This window comes from Pseudoalteromonas sp. MMG012 (assembly GCF_018100875.1).
Classification (GTDB): domain Bacteria; phylum Pseudomonadota; class Gammaproteobacteria; order Enterobacterales; family Alteromonadaceae; genus Pseudoalteromonas; species Pseudoalteromonas aurantia.
In genome coordinates, this window is sequence record NZ_JAGJEF010000082.1 from 1 (window position 1) to 19780 (window position 19780).

19 protein-coding genes are annotated in these 19780 nt (G+C 41.2%); 11 read left to right on the forward strand and 8 right to left on the reverse strand.

Features of this window, described 5'->3' with window-relative positions; translation table 11 throughout:
- Positions 1-46: 46 nt before the first annotated feature.
- From J8L97_RS19650 to J8L97_RS19660, 3 genes are read right to left on the reverse strand one after another with little or no spacing between them, the layout of a single operon-like run.
- A complete protein-coding gene (locus tag J8L97_RS19650) occupies positions 47-637 on the reverse strand; it encodes a hypothetical protein (RefSeq protein WP_211052263.1) in 591 nt (196 codons plus the stop codon).
- Entirely contained in the window at positions 630-1172 is a 543-nt protein-coding gene (locus tag J8L97_RS19655) for an RNA polymerase sigma factor (RefSeq protein WP_211052264.1), read from the reverse strand. Before J8L97_RS19655 ends, J8L97_RS19650 begins: the two co-directional genes overlap by 8 nt.
- A gap of 53 nt (positions 1173-1225) precedes the next feature.
- Complete coding sequence (locus J8L97_RS19660) at positions 1226-1852, reverse strand: energy transducer TonB (RefSeq protein WP_211052265.1); 627 nt, start codon at positions 1850-1852, stop codon at positions 1226-1228.
- A gap of 127 nt (positions 1853-1979) precedes the next feature.
- Here J8L97_RS19660 and J8L97_RS19665 point away from each other — a divergent pair, with 127 nt between their 5' ends.
- Positions 1980-2486: a DUF3087 domain-containing protein gene (locus J8L97_RS19665; protein WP_211052266.1), complete on the forward strand. Its 507-nt coding sequence runs from the start codon at positions 1980-1982 to the stop codon at positions 2484-2486.
- 14 nt (positions 2487-2500) lie between these two features.
- On the opposite strand, the gene J8L97_RS19670 is transcribed toward J8L97_RS19665, so the two are convergent.
- The 3 genes from J8L97_RS19670 to J8L97_RS19680 are packed head-to-tail and all read right to left on the reverse strand — an operon-like array spanning position 2501 to position 5683.
- Entirely contained in the window at positions 2501-4003 is a 1503-nt protein-coding gene (locus J8L97_RS19670) for a diguanylate cyclase domain-containing protein (protein WP_247670921.1), read from the reverse strand.
- Between the two features lie 46 nt (positions 4004-4049).
- Complete coding sequence (locus tag J8L97_RS19675) at positions 4050-4472, reverse strand: hypothetical protein (protein WP_211052267.1); 423 nt, start codon at positions 4470-4472, stop codon at positions 4050-4052.
- On the reverse strand, positions 4472-5683 hold the full coding sequence (locus tag J8L97_RS19680; RefSeq protein ID WP_211052268.1) for a hypothetical protein: 1212 nt from the start codon (positions 5681-5683) through the stop codon (positions 4472-4474). Before J8L97_RS19680 ends, J8L97_RS19675 begins: the two co-directional genes overlap by 1 nt.
- A 238-nt stretch (positions 5684-5921) precedes the next feature.
- Between J8L97_RS19680 and ribA the strand changes: the two genes are divergently transcribed.
- The 6 genes from ribA to csrA all read left to right on the forward strand — a co-directional run bounded on the left by ribA (position 5922) and on the right by csrA (position 12072).
- Entirely contained in the window at positions 5922-6548 is a 627-nt protein-coding gene (gene ribA, locus J8L97_RS19685) for a GTP cyclohydrolase II (protein ID WP_211052270.1), read from the forward strand.
- Positions 6549-6686: 138 nt separating this feature from the next.
- Complete coding sequence (locus tag J8L97_RS19690) at positions 6687-7493, forward strand: BPSS1780 family membrane protein (protein WP_211052272.1); 807 nt, start codon at positions 6687-6689, stop codon at positions 7491-7493.
- Entirely contained in the window at positions 7494-7958 is a 465-nt protein-coding gene (locus J8L97_RS19695) for a regulatory protein RecX (protein ID WP_211052275.1), read from the forward strand.
- A gap of 4 nt (positions 7959-7962) precedes the next feature.
- Positions 7963-10566 carry an alanine--tRNA ligase gene (alaS, locus tag J8L97_RS19700; protein ID WP_211052277.1) on the forward strand — a complete coding sequence of 868 codons (2604 nt, stop codon included), beginning with the start codon at positions 7963-7965 and terminating at the stop codon, positions 10564-10566.
- 3 nt (positions 10567-10569) lie between these two features.
- Positions 10570-11790: an aspartate kinase gene (locus tag J8L97_RS19705; protein ID WP_211052279.1), complete on the forward strand. Its 1221-nt coding sequence runs from the start codon at positions 10570-10572 to the stop codon at positions 11788-11790.
- Positions 11791-11880: 90 nt separating this feature from the next.
- A complete protein-coding gene (gene csrA / locus J8L97_RS19710) occupies positions 11881-12072 on the forward strand; it encodes a carbon storage regulator CsrA (protein ID WP_010362895.1) in 192 nt (63 codons plus the stop codon).
- Positions 12073-12113: 41 nt separating this feature from the next.
- Here csrA and J8L97_RS19715 read toward each other — a convergent pair whose 3' ends face one another.
- Positions 12114-12578 carry a YcxB family protein gene (locus J8L97_RS19715; RefSeq protein WP_211052280.1) on the reverse strand — a complete coding sequence of 155 codons (465 nt, stop codon included), beginning with the start codon at positions 12576-12578 and terminating at the stop codon, positions 12114-12116.
- 416 nt (positions 12579-12994) lie between these two features.
- On the opposite strand from J8L97_RS19715, the gene J8L97_RS19720 reads away from it, so the two are divergent.
- From J8L97_RS19720 to J8L97_RS19735, 4 genes are all read left to right on the forward strand, one after another.
- A complete protein-coding gene (locus J8L97_RS19720; RefSeq protein ID WP_192508714.1) occupies positions 12995-13231 on the forward strand; it encodes an OadG family transporter subunit in 237 nt (78 codons plus the stop codon).
- Between the two features lie 12 nt (positions 13232-13243).
- On the forward strand, positions 13244-15022 hold the full coding sequence (oadA, locus tag J8L97_RS19725) for a sodium-extruding oxaloacetate decarboxylase subunit alpha (protein ID WP_211052281.1): 1779 nt from the start codon (positions 13244-13246) through the stop codon (positions 15020-15022).
- Between the two features lie 8 nt (positions 15023-15030).
- A complete protein-coding gene (locus J8L97_RS19730) occupies positions 15031-16161 on the forward strand; it encodes a sodium ion-translocating decarboxylase subunit beta (protein ID WP_210995625.1) in 1131 nt (376 codons plus the stop codon).
- Positions 16162-16273: 112 nt separating this feature from the next.
- Positions 16274-16453, forward strand: coding sequence for a hypothetical protein (locus J8L97_RS19735; protein WP_211052282.1), 180 nt, complete (start codon positions 16274-16276; stop codon positions 16451-16453).
- A 202-nt stretch (positions 16454-16655) separates the two neighbouring features.
- Here the strand turns inward: J8L97_RS19735 and J8L97_RS19740 are convergent, their stop codons facing one another.
- The gene (locus J8L97_RS19740) at positions 16656-19496 is read right to left on the reverse strand and encodes an ATP-binding protein (protein ID WP_211052283.1); all 2841 of its coding nucleotides are present in this window, start codon (positions 19494-19496) and stop codon (positions 16656-16658) included.
- Positions 19497-19780: the final 284 nt, after the last annotated feature.

Sequence of the window (19780 nt, forward strand, 5' to 3'; positions counted from 1 at the left end):
GCTAATTTTATGCTCTATTTATCATGGCACATCAAGCACTGATATATTATGGGCAACTATAGATTTGTTGCCCTCTTTCGATGCCACTTAAGCCAATAATGTGCCCTGCGCTGTTTTGATTGAGAGCCAAATAACGGCCGACAAAGGAAGGTTGTGTTTTCCAGTTAGGAACTAATTGTGCTAATAAGCTTTGCTCAAGGCTTATCAAAGTTCTTTTCTGACAATCTGCGATGAGCCATCTATCTACGTGTTGTTCAATGACCTCACCATGGGAAATGGTTGCTTTTCGTATCATTTGACTGTGTTTCAACTGTAAATCTAACCGCTGTTTTTGGGTGACAATTTCACGTTGATATTCACCCTGCTGTACGCGATGTATTTCTATATTGTCATACTGCGTGGCACTTTTCATAGTGATGGTTGTATGCTTATCGCTGGGGGTCGCTATAAAAAGTTGAATGCATAAAAATACTACTCCAGAGCAAGCCAAAAGCCACTGTACTCGCTGCCATGATATGTACTTTTCATTTTTTGCACAGGCCTGTTTGTATTTATTAAGTTGGCTCGTATTTACTGGCTCTTTACACTTTTTGTATGCCTGTTTTAGGACTTTTTCAAATTGCTCTTGGTTATCCATCGTTAGGCTCCATGGTTGCTTTTAAATGTTGCTTGGCATATCGCAAACGGGTTTTGATGGTTTCGTGATTTTGATGTGTAATATGCGCAATTTCTTGCAATGAAAATCCTTCCAGCTGGAGCATTAAGGCTTCACGCTGCAAAAACGGCAACTGTGTCATTGCTTGATATAGCGTATCTATATGTGAATTATCAGACTGCGCTGCAATCAGCGTTGTATCATCTAATTGTACGATTCTTTTTGTTTTTCGCAGTTCATCAATTAACGCATTGCGCGCAATGGAGAATAACCACGCTTTAGGCGTATTCTGTTGGTTATATGTGTGACGCTTTTCGACGACGGTTAGCCAAGTTTTTTGGCAGATATCCTCGGCTAACACACGATTACTTTGACTGCGAATAAAGTGGAATATATCACAGCTATAGGTATCAATGGCTTGCTCAATATAGTAGCTTTGGCCCGTTTTTTTGTATTCATAGAGCGGGTCATCAGCACGGGTATTTAATTTTAGCCATGATTTTAAGGCTATTAGCATAGGCTTTCCTCACAGATATTGGGTAAATACCGTTTGGTATTTACCCAATAAAGTTACTGATTTAATTTAAACTCTAGCACAACATTTTGATTTGGTTGCGCGATGGCTTGTCCGTTTACTATTTTAGGTCTGTACTTCCAACGTGTTATGGCACGTAATGCTTCCTTATTAAAAATGCGCTTTGGTTCTGCGTTGACTACTGTTGCATTGATTACTTGTCCATGAGATGAAATGGTGAAGTTGAGCTGTACCCATCCTTCAATGCCATCTCGGGCTGCGGCTATAGGGTATTTTGGCTCTGAGCGAACAATTGCTGTTGCCCCCGTATCTTGTTGGCTCAATATTGAAGGTGCGTGTTTTATTGGTCCAAGCGAGAGTGTAGGGGTAAATATCAAACCGATATCAATAGCAGTAACAGATGTACGCTCGATAGCTTTCGGAGGCTGTGGTTTTAGTGTTGGTGGTCGAGGTAACTCCTGCATCGGTTGCGGTGCACTATCTTGCTTGTTTACAAAAAAGGATAAATCGATCACTTCAGGCGTAGTTGATACTCTTATTTGCTCTTGGCTGATCAACTTATCCATAAATACAAAAGCAGCAAATGTGACCACTAATGCTCCGGCTGTCGAAAGCAATACTTTGGTGATTGAAGCGGTTGGGAAGTGTGTGAGTGCAGACATCGCATATTCCTTTTATAGGTGAGTTATTTCATATAACGAAGTTGGATCAAAAAAGGGGTGATTTTTTATTTTTTTTGTTTAGAGATTACGAGTACAATCCGCAGCAGTGTACTTTTAGGATAAGCAGATGCAGTTAGAGGCGATAAATAAAGCAAGATATCGTAAACACCTTAACTATGTTATTGGTGCGTGTGTCGTGGCGTTAACAGGCGGAAGTTTAGGAATTGCGCAGTGCCTTATTGCATTATTCCCTGACCCTGATGGGAGCCACTTTCATTGGAATTTACTGGGGGTGATTGTGACCAGTTTAATGATTGCAATGGTGTTATTAAAAGTAAGGCGTCACTCGTACATGTATGAAGTGGTTTATGTTTGGGATTTAAAACAAGCCCTGAATAAAGTTACACGCAAAATGACCAAGCTCAAGACTGCTGCAGAGCAAGGCAATGTTGATGCCATGCTTGCGATTCAGTTTAGTTACACCGCATCTAAGCAATTATGGGAGCTGGATGATAACTTGATCACGATGGATGATTTAGCGACTTGGCAAGCGCATTTAGACACGTTGCTCAAGCAATACAATGTTACAGTGGATATAAAGGAATATAATGCCGTGTTGTTGAAGCAATTTTAGAGTGTTCTACAAAGTCATATCTGATAAAAAGCAAAACTGTTTTTGCTGGTTCTTTTAATTGTGTACATGGCGATATCGGCACACTCGACCAGCGTTTTAAGTGTGTTTGCATGATCTGGGTAACGGGCAATTCCGAGACTTGCGCTGACAATAAGGGTGTGCTCTTGTCCCGATTTATAATATTGCATTGGCGTGGTAATGACCTTCGAGAGTGTGGTTGCAAGGTCTTTGGTTTCTTGTTCGGTGATATTCGCTAATGCAATCAAGAATTCATCGCCACCCCAACGACAGATCAAGTCATCAGTACGCACGTTAAGCTGAAGTTGTTGTGCCACATGTTGCAGCATTGAATCACCAGCATTGTGGCCATGAATATCATTGATGGGTTTGAATTCATCTAAATCAAGTAGCATTAAGCTAAATGGGCGCTGCTGGTCTAACCATTCAAGTAAAATTAATTCTGCACCGTATCGGTTACTCAATCCAGTTAATGTATCAAACTGCGCTTTTTGTTTTAATTGCGTGATCATGACTTTTTTCATCGTAATATCGTTGATAAATACTTGTAAGTACGATTGATTATCACTTTCGGTATTTATGATAATAATATTGAGCCACACTGTTTCTAAGGTGAGCTGGTTGTTAAATTCAAATTCTGACTGCATGACTTGTTTTTGGTTAATGCTATTGCTGGTAAAGGTATATAGAATATCCGGCGTTTTACAGGCTTTGCCTAAGGCATGAGGAAAGCGCTCTTCTAAATCTATGCCTAGCCCAGCGAGTAAATCTTGTGCTGCTTCGTTAATTAATAAAATGTCGCCTTTGTCTTTTACCAGTAGCGTCGGGGACGATGACTTTTCAAACATAAGCCGAAAGCGTTTTTCAAATCGTTCAATGTCTTTTCTTAAACTGCGCTCTTGCAGAAAGAGCGTTTCGGTTCGAGACAGTAACTTATTTATATCACCTGAAATAGTCCCTATTTCGCTGTGTCTGTGTGTGGTGGGAATGACAATTCGTTGCCCTTTACCCGGGCTTATTTTGGCAAGCTGACAGCTCAAATAATTAAGAGGTTGGGTGATAAGAGCATACACAAGTATGGCAAAGATGATGAGCATAGGCAAGATGACAACCAATAAGGTTTGTACACTTGATAAAGCAAGTGTTTGTGCGCTTTGTTCAATAAATATTGTATTAGGTTCTATGTAAATGGCACCAATTTGCTCACCAATAATAAAGGGATTACTTAACACAAATGTAATTGGTAACTCTGTTTTATATAGAATGCTTTTAGCAAGCACACTTTGCTGACCATTGAGTTGAGCAGCGAGAATAACATCGTTGCTAACTAATCCGTTTAGCACTTCATTTGCGAGATCTTTGTCTTCTAAATACGCGGCGATAGAAGCTGTGGCTGACACTGTTTGACCAATTTGTAATATGGTGTTGTTTGAGCGCTGCATTTCAGTATCGAATACGTTGCTGTAGTGCAGCTTGGCATAGATCAAGGCGAACACCATAGCGGAACCTGAAACGATAATTAACAGTCTGGTAATTAAACTATGTTTATTGAGCAATTTTATATACCACCTTTACGTTATGTGTCACGGTGTGAGCTGGAACATAGGCAATGGCATTTGACGTATTTGCGACTTTATCGAGGATACTCACGACATCGTCGAATATCTGTGGAGGTGACGCTTTACCACTAAAACGTACGCGCGACCAATATGCATTTATTTGGCTGATAGGGCGTCCAGTTATGGCACTTAAAAAAGAAGAACGAATTTGGCTCTCTTTTTTATAGTCACAGGTCAGTGCTATCACTCCATTTGGAAAAGCTAAGTATTTCCCCATGAACATATCAACAACCGCTTTGTGGGTTAAGCTATTCACGGGGTTATCTTTGTGCACAATGACAACCAGATCTTGCTGAGCCAAACACGAACATGCGAAACAAATGGTGAGCGCTGAAATTGTTTTTAACATCAGAATACCCAGTTCAGGCTAATGCCTAAGGTATTAAACTGATTATCGGGAGTGGTTGTGTGGTTGTGCAAATATAATGCAGAGGGGAGACGCCCAACATTTGTATGATCCCATTGCAGTTTTAACGCTGATACATCACTTAATTCAACCCTCCAAGTCATAGAAACAGTGTATTGATCAATTAAGTAAAAATCGGTGTGACGGACAATATTATTGTATATAAAATCCAGTTCAGGTGTTGATATAAGTGGTTTTTCTGGTGTTTCATTATTAGATTTTGCGCGAGAGAAGGAAGCCATTAAAGTATGGTTGCCTATGTGCTTTCCGACACTAATATAGTAACTTCTTAAGTGGTTTAGTACTTCCGAATTAGAATTTATATAAGATAATTCAGATTGAGCAATCCAGTTAGTATCATCGAACCGAAAGCCAATGGCACTGTAGTCGAAACGTTTCCCAACGATATCTAATGATGTCAATAGTTGCGGTTGGCTAGGCCAAACTTGTGGAGAAATGTGTTGTATCGCCTCTTTTAACATCTGTTGTTGTGCATTTTCGTTTCCAGATTTAGATTGTGTGTAGTTTGCTCTAAGTAACCAGTTGTTATTTTCTATCTCAACAGTCAGGCCAGCAATATCTTTTAATTCGGCGTTCCAATAAAAGTTATTATCGCTCACGATAGATGCTTTAGAACGGCCAATAAATGCCCGTATACTCGTTAGCCCGAGTTCAGTTGGGGTTTTATAGCGTAAATCTAAGCCATCGATATTTTGGTGGGGAATAATGGCATAAAACTCAGTTGGTAAATGCTCTTGTGTAAACGAATAGCCAATATCTCGATATTCAGTCATCATGAATATATCAAGGCCGGTGCGCCCGAGGCGTATAGTCCAGTCGGCATTAGGCATATAGCGAACGAAGACCAGTTGTGTCAGCGTATTGATATCGTATTTTTTTTGATCTTTTATGACTAACTGGCTAACGATTTGCCAAGCAGATGAGGCCTGCCACTCAAATTGCACGCCAAGTGAGGAGTTATATAAAGCAATGTTACTGTTCGATACCCCATGAGGTTGGGAAATAAGTTGCCTGACTTTCGCTGTTTTAGAGGAACTGCTACTGAGACTGATATTGGTAAAACCATCAAACTTTAAAGTTGAGCCGTCAGCCATAAAGTGAGGGATTGATAGTAAGGCAACCAGTAGTCTCATTGTTCGTTCCGAGGATGCGCGTGGTTCTGTATCTCATCTTAATCTAAGATTAGCTGGTGTTGCTTGTAATTTAATAGTCAACCATCATCTAGACAGATTAATTGCAAAATTTTGCACGTGTACGATAGGGCTTACATATAACGAGCTTGTTTTTTCTGATTTGAACACCATATCTATATTATTGCATATAAATATTGTGATAATATCACATTTAATTTACTGAGTAGGTCCTGAAGTCGTGGCAGATGTAAGAGCGAGAGTTCAGCTGAATGTGGGACAGCATAGTCATATTCCCGCGGAAATTGTGTCCTTTAGTGGTTTGCAAGATGGCCAAGAGCACGTTGCTTTAATTTTTAATGAAGCGGAATCGCAACAATCAGTACCCCTTATTCGAATGCATTCTGAGTGTCTGACCGGAGACGTATTTCATTCGTCTCGGTGTGACTGTGGCGAGCAGTTAAATGAATGTATAGAGACCATGCATAAACAAGGTGGGATCCTGCTATATTTACGCCAAGAAGGCAGAGGAATTGGCCTGTATAATAAAATTGACGCGTATGTATTGCAATCACAAGGGATGAACACTTACGAGGCAAATAATCATTTAGGTTTTGATGATGATTTACGCGATTTCTCAGATGCGGTTTTGATGTTAAAAGCGATGGGGCTGTCGCATGTAAAATTAATGACAAATAATCCAAATAAGCTCAATGCACTGAGAGATGCCGGTATTACCGTCGACGAGGTTGTAGCAACTCAGGCACATGTTAAATCGGGAAATGTCGGTAATCGGAGTTATTTAGAGACTAAGGTAAAACATGGTGCACATATGCTGGATATAAAGAAAATTTCAAAACCACAATAGTGTAACATCCGAGTTTGTTTAAGAGTGCGACATCTTCTGTCGCATTTTTGCTTTTTAGAGAAGCAGAATCGATTGATAAACTCGCAATTTTGTTCCTCTTGGGTATAATCTCCGTGTTTTTATTAGCTTTGAGCCGTTATGTCATCAGAATTTAGAGTATTTAAAGCAGCCATGGGTATTCAGTGGCTAAAGGCTGGTTGGAGCATTTTTAAGACTCAGCCCATGACGTTTGTTTTCATGTATATTTTCATCATTATTGTGGCGCTTGTGCCCCTTGTGGCACCTTTGCTGCAATTATTAGCGGCTTTTGCATCGCCGTTTTTGACTGCCGGTATGTATATGGCCGTGTTGAGTAAGCAGCAAGGTAAAACCATTAACCTTGCTGATATATTAGCGCCTTTTTCCGCAAAAGGGCGACGATTACACCTGTTTCGCTTAGGTTTATACCAAATGGGGGCGATTATTTTATTGACCTTGTTAGCGGATTTCTTATTTGCTGATGCATTTGCGATTATGCAAGAAGCGTCATCAACTCAACAGCCAGACGAGTTAATAAATGCATTACTCGCGAGTATTTCTATGTCTGATATTATGGTGTTTGCGATAGCACATTGCTTTAATCTAATGGCATTTGCGTATGCATTACCGCTGGTGTTTTTTAAAGGTGAAACACGTATCTTTACGGCGATTACACAATCGCTCAAGGTATTTCATAAAAACATGGCCCCGCTGGGGGTATATGGCTTAGCGATTGCTTTGTTAATATTGGCGTCAATGCCACTCAGCATGATCCCTTTATTGGTGATTATTCCTATTTCATATATTAGCTTTTTTGTTTCTTTCCAAGCGATTTTTATGCCGGTTGTTAAGGTGCAAAGTGAGCATGATGAGAGCGCGGAAACAGTGAAGCAAGATGGTAACGATACGGGCCGGTTTGACGCTTAAATGGATGATACTAGTAAGCAAAAGCTAAAAAACTATGTATTGTGGTTACTGGCTAGGCAAGAGTACTCTCACAAAGAGTTGATAAAAAAGCTCAGAGCCAAAGAGGCGCCAGAGAGCTACGTCGAAGAGTTATTAGTATGGTGTGAGCGGCTCGGTTATATCGATGAAGCTCGCTATTGCGATAGCTTTTTAAGAAGACAGATTAATAAAGGTTTTGGCCAAAAAAGAGTGTTGGCTGAAGCGATGAATAAAGGGGTTGACCGCGCGCAATTACTGCAACTAATCGAGACGCTCGAAGTCGATTGGTTTCAATTAGCGCAAGATGCTTATGTAAAAAAGTACGCAGTAACTGCGCCTAACCTTGATTATAAAGACAAAGCAAAGCGAGTCAGATACATGATGTATCGCGGCTTTAGCTATGAAGAAATAGATTTTGCAATGCAAGCAGCAACAATGGGTGAATAATCACATGCAGCACATGACTACCGCACAGATCAGGCAAGCGTTTTTAGACTACTTTGCCACACAACAGCACCAAATTGTCCCGTCAAGCTCGCTCATTCCAGGTAATGATGCGACTTTGTTATTTAACAATGCAGGTATGGTGCAGTTTAAAGATGTATTTTTAGGGGCCGAGTCTCGCCCTTACACTCGCGCAACAAGCTCTCAACGTTGCGTACGTGCTGGTGGTAAGCATAATGATTTAGAAAATGTAGGCTATACCGCTCGCCATCATACTTTCTTTGAAATGCTAGGTAATTTCAGTTTTGGTGATTATTTTAAGCAAGAAGCGATTACATTTGCATGGCAGTTTTTAACGGATGTTGTGAAATTGCCCAAAGAAAAGCTACTTGTCACGGTTTACCATACGGATGAAGAAGCGTATGAGTTTTGGTCAAAAGACATAGGACTGAGTGATGACAAAATCATTCGTATTGATACGAATGATAATTTTTGGTCTATGGGTGATACAGGCCCGTGTGGACCATGTTCAGAAATATTCTACGATCATGGTGAGCATATTTGGGGAGGCCCTCCAGGATCTCCTGAAGAAGACGGCGATCGTTTTATTGAGATCTGGAATCTTGTATTCATGCAATACAACCGTCATGCTGATGGCACAATGGAGCCATTACCAAAGCAATCGGTTGATACGGGGATGGGCCTTGAGCGTATTGCAGCTATCTTGCAAGGTGTACACTCAAACTATGAAATTGATTTATTCCAAGGTCTAATAAAAGCTGCCGCATCAGTAACGAATGCGAAGGATTTAGAAGATAAATCGTTACGTGTTGTTGCTGACCATATTCGTTCATGCGCATTTTTAGTCTCTGACGGGGTTATGCCATCCAATGAAGGCCGAGGTTACGTACTGCGCCGTATCATCCGTCGTGCTGTGCGCCATGGTAATAAGTTAGGCGCTTCGGGTGCTTTTTTCTTTAAACTTGTGGCTGCATTGGTCGAGCAGATGGGTGAAGCATATCCTGAACTGGCAAAACAACAAGCAATTATTGAGAAAGTATTACGAATAGAAGAAGAACAGTTTGGTAAAACGCTCGACAGAGGTTTGGCTATATTGGAAGAAAGCTTGGCCGATATTAAAGGAGATGTGATCCCTGGTGAATTGGTATTTAAACTTTATGATACTTATGGTTTCCCTGCTGATTTAACTGCTGATGTTGCTCGAGAGCGCTTCATGACGATTGATGAGCATGGCTTTCAAGAGTGCATGGATGTGCAACGTAAAAAAGCGCAGCAAGCAGGTAAATTTGGCGCTGATTATAACGAACAACTTAAATCAGAGAAATCAACGGATTTTAAAGGTTACGACGCGGAGCATTATACGGGCACAGTTATTGAGCTATTTTTCGAAGGACACGCGGTTAATGTACTTGAAGATGGACAAGAGGGCATTGTTGTTTTGGATAGAACGCCTTTTTATGCTGAATCAGGTGGTCAGGTTGGTGATTCAGGCACCCTGACTGTGTCTGGTGGTGAGTTTTCGGTCGTTGATACGCGCAAATTGGGTAATGCATTTGCCCATCACGGAAAAGTACAGGGTCGTATTGGCATTAATGATAAAGCTGATGCGCAAATTGACAGTGAGCGCCGCAATAGAATTAAGAAAAATCATACAGGTACGCACATTCTACATGAAGCGCTTCGTCAGCTATTGGGCGATCATGTTGCTCAAAAAGGCTCACTCGTGATGCCTGATAAATTACGTTTTGATTTCTCCCATTTTGAAGGGGTAACTAAGGCGCAGTTGCGTGAACTAGAAGACGCTGTTAATGCTGAAATACGTCGTAACTTTGCGCTTGATACGCAGCTAATGGACATTGACGAGGCTAAAGAAAAAGGGGCTATGGCCTTGTTCGGCGAAAAGTATGATGACGAAGTGCGCGTTGTCTCTATTGGGGAATATTCTATTGAACTATGTGGCGGAACACATGTTCAGCGTGCAGGTGATATAGGCCTGTTTAAGATTGTCTCTGAAGGAGGTATTGCAGCAGGTGTTCGTCGTATTGAAGCCGTAACGGGTGAAGATGCTATTGCTTATGTTGCACAACAAGAACAGCAGTTAGCAGACATAGCAGCGTTAGTAAAAGGTGATAGTCTGAATGTGCTTGAGAAAGTGAGTGCCTTACTAGAAAAAGCCAAAGGTCTAGAAAAGCAGGTATCCCAGCTTAATGATAAATTAGCAAGTGCTGCGGGAGCATCATTACTTGATTCTGCAGTTGACGTTAACGGAATTAAACTATTGGTTGCCAATGTCGCCGGTACCGAGTCAAAAGCACTGCGTGGTATGGTGGATGATTTAAAGAATAAGATGGGCTCAGGTGTGATTGCACTGGGTGTAGCAAATGGCGACAAAGTGAGTCTGATTGCTGGCGTAACCAAAGACCTTATTGCTCAGGTGAAAGCGGGTGAGCTCGTTAATCATATGGCAGCACAGGTTGGCGGAAAAGGTGGTGGTCGTCCAGATATGGCTCAGGCAGGAGGCTCAGAGCCGCAAAATCTTGAGGCTGCGTTGGCAAGTGTTAATGCTTGGGTTACTGAGAAAACGCAGTAACAGGTGGCATTATTTGTACAAAAGTTTGGTGGCACTTCGGTTGGTTCGCTAGAGCGTATCGAAGCTGTCGCCGATTTAGTCGTTAAAACAACTCAGCAAGGCCATCAAGTTGTTGTTGTTTTGTCAGCCATGTCAGGAGAAACAAACCGTTTAATTGAAATGGCAACACAACTCGATGCGCGCCCGAATAGTCGTGAACTCGATGTGCTAATGACCACAGGGGAGCAGGTCAGTGTTGCGTTGCTTGCTATGGCGATTATTAAACGGGGCCACTCTGCAATAAGTCTACTGGCTGATCAAGTCGGGATCCGAACTACCAACCACTTTGGTAAAGCTCGTATCGAACATATCCAAACAGCACGTTTACAGCAAGAGCTTGAACATAACCGCATCGCAATTATTACGGGTTTTCAAGGTCGAGATTATGAAGGTAATATTACAACTTTAGGTCGTGGTGGAACGGATACAACTGCGGTTGAACTCGCTGCGGTATTAAAAGCTGATGAGTGTCAGATCTTTACGGATGTTGATGGCGTATATACAACTGATCCGCGTATTGAGTCTAAGGCAAAGCGTTTAACGCATATTACATGTGCTGAAATGCTTGCTTTAGCAAGTTTAGGCGCGAAGGTTCTGCATCTTCGATCGGTTGAAGCAGCTGGAAGGTATAAAGTGCCACTGAGGGTACTATCTAGCTTTTCTCCTGACACTGGTACTCTCATTACGTATGAAGAAGAGTCGATAGGGCATAGTCGTATAGCGGGCATTGCCGCTTCGCGTAATGAAGTGGAAATAAAGGTGCTAGGATGCGAGCAAAGTTTTAGCTGTCTTGGTGAGATCAAAGCATTGTGTGCTGAACAGCAGATTGAAATAGATATGATCGCGCAAACTCATCAACATAGTGGAAAAATAGACTATGCTTTTACAGTGCAGAGTAATGATCACTTACAGGTGATTGAGATATTGCAGTCAAACTTAGGGTACATACGAGCACATAGCGTTGAAAGTAACGCGAATGTTGCTAAGGTTTCTGCGGTAGGGGTGGGCATAAAATCAAATTGTGAAATGACCAATCAATTTTTTAGTGCTTTAACTCAAGAAGGTATAAAAACACTATTAGTTTCTAGTTCTGAGATTAAAGTCTCGGTATTAGTGGAAGAAAAATATCTAGAATTAGCTGTAAGGACGTTACACGCTACATTTTTCTCGGAAAGTACTGAGTAAGGACGATTTTTGCTTACTTTTACTGTAACTTTTCATTAAAATGAAAAAGACGCGGAATCTTTTAATTTTTGGAATAACAGGAGCAAGAGAATGCTAATACTAACTCGTCGAGTAGGAGAAACGCTGATGATTGGTGATGAAGTTACTGTAACTGTACTTGGTGTGAAGGGTAACCAAGTGCGTATTGGTGTAAATGCACCTAAAGATGTTTCAGTTCACCGTGAAGAAATCTACATGCGTATTCAGGCTGAAAAGTCTAATCCAACGACTGGCAATATCTGATCAGCACATAAGAATTTGTGAAAATAGCCACTTATATGTGGCTATTTTTTTGCTTGAGATAAAATAAATGCGCGTGTATCTTCGCTGATCGAGTGATTAGATAGGTATTGCATTCGCTGATTGCTTTTTAACACCAATCCTTTGTTTGTTTCAATAATAGAGTCAACGTTTTGCCATGTTAACCGATAATGCTTATACGGGTTTTTGGCCTCAATTTGCGTCTCGTCAATATTCAGTTCAACTGTGCTACCACTTGCTCGGCTCAACATTTGACGTGCGACCCACCACGGTCGACGGTAGTAAAATGCCAAGCACTCTACGACAGCGAGTAAAATGAGAAAATTTCCTACATAGTGCTTTTCTAGCCCGTAAATACTAAACAGTCCCAAAGTGATGAGCAACCCGAGTAAAAAATACTTGGGCTTATTATGATCGCCAAGCTGAATCGATTCATCAAAACATTCTTGGAAATACGGCTTATCTAATACGAATCTTTCTGTGTACATATACGCTCCTAATGCTTAGCACATTGTACCGCATTGCTAAGAACCACGCACCAACCTTGCTAGATGCGCCTATTAGAAGAATAGAGTTGTTATTCATGCACTTTAATAAATCATTCTTTTGGTATTACCAATTTCGTTTTACTCTTATGGTGACAGTTTCAAGGTGATTTAGGTGTTATAACTTAGATATTACCTCCTTTTATTTTGAATATTTTTCATGTTTATGGTGTTTTAGAACCAAGAGTTTACTTGGTTTTCTTTTAAGTTATTGATATTTATCAGTACCCCTTCTTGGTATTACCAATTTACAATGTTATTTACTTGTGAGAGGGTTTTGGTATGATAGGTGAATAAATATTTACAAAAAACGATTATTAACGCAGATAGTGTTTGTCGAAAGACTAAAGGGGAGAGTTATGGATATAGGCGCATTGTTAATAGAGGCTGCCAGCTTGATGCTAACAGGCATGATTGGAGTCTTTGTGTTTTTATCTATTCTAATTTTGGCCGTGACGAATTTGTCTAAACTGGCCAAGTCTGACACAGAAGTTCCAATCGTTCCGACTAAACACCGTCAGTTATCAAACGGGGTGCCCAGTGCTCATATTGCCGCAATAAGTGCCGCAATCTCGCAATACCGAACAAAACAATAATAGGGGTCTTTCATGTCACAATTAAAGCTAACAGAGCTCGTTTTACGAGATGCACATCAATCTTTGCTGGCAACACGTATGCGCTTAGAAGATATGCTGCCTATCGCCGAAAAACTAGATAAAGCAGGTTATTGGTCGGTTGAGTCATGGGGAGGAGCCACTTTTGATTCATGTATTCGTTATTTGGGAGAAGATCCATGGGAGCGCATTCGTGCATTAAAAGAAGCGATGCCCAATACAAAGCAACAGATGTTATTGCGAGGTCAAAATTTACTGGGCTATCGGCATTATGCCGATGATGTTGTTGAAAAGTTTGTTGAGCGAGCGCATAAAAATGGCGTTGATGTTTTTCGTATTTTTGATGCAATGAATGATGTTCCTAACTTAGAAACGGCTATTAAAGCCGCAATTAAAGTGGGTGCACATGCCCAGGGGACAATCTCTTATACGGTAAGTCCGGTACACACCTTAGATATGTGGCTAGAGCAAGCAAAACAGCTCGAAGCTATGGGGTGTCACTCAATATGTATCAAAGATATGGCTGGATTACTTAAGCCATATGATGCAGAACAATTAATACTTGGTTTGAAAAGTACGGTATCAGTACCAATTGCCATGCAGTGCCATGCGACCACGGGGTTAAGCACTGCAACTTATCAAAAGGCCATTGATGCGGGTATTGATATGTTAGATACCGCGATCTCTTCGATGAGTATGACATATGGACACAGTGCAACTGAGACGATTGCAGCTATTACGGAAGGCACGGCACGAGATACAGGATTAAACTTGGCTGAACTTGAAGAAATTGCAAGTTACTTTCGTGAAATTCGCAAAAAATATGCTGCGTTTGAAGGGAGTTTAAAAGGCGTTGATGGTCGTATCCTATTGGCACAAGTACCTGGTGGTATGTTAACTAACATGGAAAACCAGCTCAAAGAACAAGGTGCAGCAGATAAGTTGGATGATGTACTTAAGGAAATTCCTAACGTTAGAAAAGATTTAGGTTATTTACCTCTGGTAACACCAACGTCGCAAATAGTGGGGACGCAAGCGGTACTCAACGTGTTGACGGGTGAGCGTTATAAAACCATCACGAAAGAAACTGCGGGCGTATTAAAAGGTGAATATGGCTCAACACCTGCACCAGTTGATAAAGCACTGCAGTTGAAAGTACTCGATGGTGCTGAGGAAATTCAATGCCGACCTGCTGATCTTATCAAACCAGAACTAGCAAGTTTACATACTGAATTACTTGATAAAGCGAAAGATGAGGCGATTGAGCTTGCGTCGGAACAAATTGATGACGTATTAACCTATGCGCTATTCCCTCAAGTCGGCCTAAAGTTCTTGAAAAACAGGCACAACCCAGATGTGTTTGAACCAAAGCCGACCTTAGTAGAGTCAAGTCAATCAAAAGTACAGAATAAGCCAACGCCAAGCAAAGCGAGTCCAGAGCGATATAGTGTGCAAGTTGATGGCAAAGTATATGACGTTGTGGTTGCGGCTGGTGGAGAGCTAAAAGAAGTTAAGGTAAAAGACAGTGAGCTGATCCCACAGTCCGCATCGGTAAGCTCTTCAGAGACGTTAAATGCACCACTGGCTGGTAATATTTTTAAATTGAAAGTGCGTCCAGGGGAGCGAGTTGAGCAAGGTGATGTTGTCTTGATTATGGAAGCCATGAAAATGGAAACGGAAGTTAGAGCGACCTCAAGTGGGACCATCTCTGAAGTGTTGGTATCAGAAGGTGACTCGGTCTCGACTGGCGATGCCATGATAGCGTTGGCTTAGGAGTTGGTATGGACGGGTTATTAAATTTATGGCAAGCCACAGGCATTGCCAATTTTACGATTCCAGCACTGATAATGATGGCCGTAGGGTGCGGTTTACTCTATTTGGCAATAGCCAAAGGGTTTGAGCCATTACTATTAGTACCGATTGGTTTTGGTGCTATTTTAACAAACATCCCTGTCGCTGGGCTTGCTGAACCAGGGGGCTTATTATATTACGTTTATTATATTGGTATCGACAGTGGCGTGTTTCCATTGCTGATATTTATGGGCGTTGGCGCAATGACTGATTTTAGTGCGTTGATTGCTAATCCGCGCATGCTGTTGCTTGGCGCGGCTGCGCAGTTTGGTATTTTTGCGACATTATTTGGTGCGATTGCGCTAAATTACGTGCCCGGTTTCGAATTTACATTAAAGGATGCGTCGGCGATTGCGATTATAGGGGGAGCTGATGGCCCAACGGCTATTTTCTTAGCATCTAAACTCGCCCCTGAACTGCTAGGCGCCATTGCAGTCGCGGCTTATTCTTACATGGCATTGGTACCAATCATTCAGCCTCCAATTATGCGTCTGTTAACTACACCGCAAGAGCGCTCTATTGCAATGCCACAATTAAGAGTTGTGTCGAAAAAAGAAAAAATACTATTTCCATTAATGGTACTTAGTCTCACTATTTTATTTCTGCCGTCGGCAACACCGCTTGTTGGTATGTTTTGTTTAGGAAACTTAATGCGAGAGTGTGGTGTGGTTGATAGATTGAGTAACACAGCGCAAAATGAGTTAATTAACATAACAACCATATTCTTAGGTTTGGCTGTTGGTTCAAAGCTTGCCGCAGAGCACTTTTTGACTGTAGAGACCTTAGGTATTTTGTTACTGGGGGCACTTGCTTTCTCTATTGGTACCGCATCGGGTGTTTATATGGCAAAAATAATGAATCGTTTGTCGAGCAACCCGATAAACCCACTGGTTGGCGCTGCTGGAGTATCGGCGGTCCCGATGGCTGCTAGAGTCGTTAATAAGGTAGGTCTTGAAAGTAATCCACATAACTTTTTATTAATGCACGCAATGGGCCCAAATGTAGCGGGTGTATTGGGCAGCGCTGTTGCCGCAGGTATTTTACTTGCTTTAGTAGGCTAAGCGAAACAAAACAAACAATAAGACTCCAACCGACTGCGCAGTTCAGGCTGCGCTTTTTTTGTACCTGCTATTTATGATATAACAGGCTCATTATATTTTTGTGAGCATTACCATGAACATATTCGTTATCTTAGGTGGTTTATTTGTTGCTTTGTTGGTATTGGTGCCATTGTTGGAGAGGTACCAACAGAAGATGGACTTAGATAAAATGCAGCGTTATAGCAAATATATATTCCCGCTTGTTATGGTGTCGCTGGTGATAAAGCTACTCTATATGCTTTGGTATGAATAACTGAATGTGTGCATGTACAATTTTAATAAAATATAACGCATTAAATCAGGTGTTCCGGTATTAATACTTGCGCATATAGACAGAGCATATACCAAAATTTAGTCGAATTTCTAAGCCATTCAGCTATTGCAATATGTTGGGTTAATTTGGTTTGAACGAAAAGGCGCGGTTAAGCGCCTTTTGTTTATCTTGGGTAGCGTGTTTATTCACTCATTGCAGCTTGCTGTAAATGAGATTGAATAAATGCAGTGGCCTCTGCGTAGTCGTGGTCAAGCCTGTCCCGCAACGCAATTAATTGATCCGCGGATAAGTCATTTTCTTTACATTGACGTTCAAACTCGATTGCCGTCTCGGCAACCTTTTCAGCACCAATGGTGTTTGAAATGGATTTAAGTTGATGGCATGCTTCAACAATACTGTTTTGATCCATAGAGATCACTGCACCATTGACTTCTCTTGTTAGCATGCTGCTTTGTTCTAAATACATTCGGAAAAATCTAAGCTGTTTGGCTTCGTCATGGTTTACGTATTTATTTAAGGTTTCTAAGTTAACCGGGGGAGCGCTTTCACTAAGCGCCGCTAATTCGTTAATATTGTCACCTTGCGACATGTCAACGGTATCCTCGGCATTCACACTCGCAGATTCATTTTCAACCGACGTGGATTGAGCTGCTGGCGTAGGCAAGTCTTTTGCGTGCTTTTCTTGCCACTTCAATAGGGTGGCCTCTAATACATTTAATTCAACTGGCTTGGTAATATAGTCATTCATGCCTGTTGCAATGCAGCGCTCCCTCTCACCTTTTAATGCATTAGCAGTCACAGCAATAATATACGGCTGAGCATTGATATCAGCACTTTGCTCAGCAATATCTCTGATCCGCGTAACCATGTCATATCCTGACATTTTTGGCATATGTAAATCCGTGAGAATAATCGGGAAGTTACCTTTTTGCCATACTTCTAAACCTTCTTCACCGTTTTCAGCAACTTCGACACCATAACCCAGTAAATGTAGTTGGTCTGTTAACACTTGTTGGTTAAGTACATTATCTTCAACCAACAGTACTAACTTGTTTTCAGCACGTGCTTGGTCGACGTTCAGGTAAGTATTCATACTTTTTGAAGGTTTCAATGCTTTAGGCTTATGGAGCCCTGCGGCAACCATGACTGACGTCATAAATGAGCTTTTACAGAGTGGCGCCGCATTAAGGTAGAAAATATTTTGATGATTGACTGCGGCTTCATCCATAGTACTAAGCACAATAACTTGCTGTTTGTTATTTTCCAATGAATACAGTAAAGACCGTAATTGATCGTTGACCGGAGCCATACCTTCGAGTCCATCTAAAACCCAAATAACCTTTTCTTGATATTGAAACTCATCAAATTCGTCCATTGAGCCCAGAGCAACGGTGTTTGCGCCCATGAAAGATAAATAACGACACAATATATTACGCCTGTCATTGTTGTTCGTCAGAACAACAACTCTGCGTTGCTCAAGTTTGCTCTTATGCGCGTATTCCACTTTACCTTGTGTGCTAAATGGCAGTTCAACAACAAACTCACTGCCCATACCAATATCGCTGTTTACCTGTATAGAACCGAGCATTAATTCAATGAGACTTTTACAAATTGATAACCCCAGTCCTGTGCCCCCAAATTCACGGGTGATAGACCCTTCAGCCTGAATAAATGGGTTAAATATTTCACGTAATTGAGTTTGCGTCATACCTTTACCATTATCCGTTACGCGAAAACGCAAGGTGTAATGTTCCGATGTATTTTGCGCAACTTCGACGCTGATTTTGACAAATCCTTGGCGGTTAGCTTCAGTGGTGGTGAACTTAATTGCGTTACTGCACAGGTTATACAAAACTTGGCGGACGCGGACGGTATCACCAACTAGATTATTGGGAATATCAGGTGCGATAGCCAGTTCCAAGTCTAGTTTTCTTTTTTTAGCGACAGATGATAATACGCGAGCCACTTCTTCTATTGTTTCTGAGACAGAGAATACGCTATTGTCTATTTGGAGTTTGCCGGCTTCAATTTTAGAGAAATCTAAAATGTCATCTAAGATCCCTAGCAGAGAAAACGCTGAATCACGGATAATCGTGGTTAATCGGTGCTGTGCACCATCTAATTCAGTTTGACGCAGCAGATCGATAGTACCAATTACGCCATTCATTGGTGTTCTGATCTCGTGGCTCATTGTCGCTAAAAATGTGGTTTTTGCGTCATTGGCACGCTCAGCGTTGAGCGTGGCCTTTTCTAATGCAAGCGTACGAGCTTGAACTTCTGTTTCAAGGCTAGTTTGTAATTGTTTTAGCTCTTTTTGTGATTCTTGATTGTTATCAATCACCGACTGCACTTGATGTAAAACATTGTTGATAGCAAACGCAATACTTTCGAGGCCGAAACCTAAATCACTATTTAAATGTACACGGTAGTCTTGTTTATCAACGACAAGCTTTAATTCGGCTTCTAGCTTCTTAGTATCACCATTAAGTTGCGAGACAATACGTTTTTTAGCCACCACAGCCAGTATAAAAGCACATATCAGTGCCAATACAAACAGAATATACCCTATTAGCGGGCTTTTCGTTGCTGCGTTTGAGTGGTGACGTAAAATTAACTCGCCAATAGCTTGGCCATCTAATTTCAGTGGTTTATATATTGTAATTGTGCCACCTTCGGCGATTTTCTTTTGCTGTGAAATCGCGGCCACGGGAACATTGCTGGTTTGAAAAATCAGAGAGGGTTCAGCCATACCAGTTGAGCTATATAGATAGATATCTATATTGGGGGCGCCCTCTTTGATGGCTTGTAAAATTTGCTTTGCTTGGCCAAAACCTGTTTTCATCATTATATTGGCAAGCGGTAATGCGAGTTCGTCGGCTTGTTTTTGTATATTGGGTGCCGTGACTATGGTTGCTTTTGGCATCATATAGGCCGCTGTAGCGCAAATAGCCCCAGTGATGACTGCAATCATAAGTATCAGAGGCAGTAGCCCCGCTATTTTTATTGATGAAGAATTTTGCATGAAATGTTCCGATATTTCGCGACACGATCTTATAGCGAACTTAAGCTTAATATACCGCCAATCCTACCACTGTCTGATGGTTTTTTCTCTACGTTTTTGCGATATATCGGATGTTTTCATCAGATAATGAGGTTAACTTAACGAATGTTATTGCAAATAACTTTGTTTAAAACTCCGCCAATTCGGTTAAGAAATAAAAAGCTTTGTTTGAAAAGTATTCAATCAAACAGAAGTTTGAAAAAAAAGTTGACTTAAAAGGGCAAAACCCGTTTAATACGCCGCAC